The organism is Brevibacillus sp. NRRL NRS-603, from assembly GCF_003013445.1.
GTDB classification, from domain to species: domain Bacteria; phylum Bacillota; class Bacilli; order Brevibacillales; family Brevibacillaceae; genus Brevibacillus; species Brevibacillus formosus.
This window is the reverse complement of sequence record NZ_PXZN01000181.1, coordinates 1-510: the sequence shown is the minus strand read 5'-3', so window position 1 is coordinate 510 and position 510 is coordinate 1. Positions and strand designations below refer to the sequence as shown.

The window sequence follows — 510 nt, the reverse complement described above, 5'->3', positions numbered from 1 at the left end:
TTTCCCTACGATTCGAATACTCGTTGTCTTCACTTCATAAGTGCCGTCTTCCTTGAAGGAAATATCGGCGTCCTTGAGCTCTTTGTCCAAGACTGGCGTAATCGTCTTATCGACGACTTCCTGCGTCGCGACCGCTGCTTGACGTCCCATTTGGATCACTTCTTCAGGACTGAATTGGAAAAACAACACGAGCACAACACCAATAATAGCTGCAAGCGAAATAATTCGAATGATACTTCGCACCACCCATTGGGCAGCCATGATGATGATTATGATACCTAGCGCAATCGGCCAGTAATCTTTGATCAGTTGAAGTATTTGGTCCACGTTTATCCCTCCTTCGATTTCAGTCTCGCCAAAAAATATCGAAACCAAATCTTCTTACAGAAAAAAACCGTCTCAGCAAAGCGGACGGGATCGCAAAAATGGGTTGACTCTCAACTAATTCTCGTAAAAAATGCAAACTCCTGCTCTCATTTTCAATCGTTTTAAACGAATATTGACATCATG

At 43.1% G+C, this 510-nt stretch carries 1 protein-coding gene; it reads right to left on the bottom strand.

Annotated elements, in window-relative coordinates; translation table 11 throughout:
* Positions 1–327 (bottom strand): hypothetical protein (locus tag C7R94_RS29770; protein ID WP_106786056.1); only part of this gene is annotated, 327 nt, incomplete at its 3' end.
* Positions 328–510: the final 183 nt, after the last annotated feature.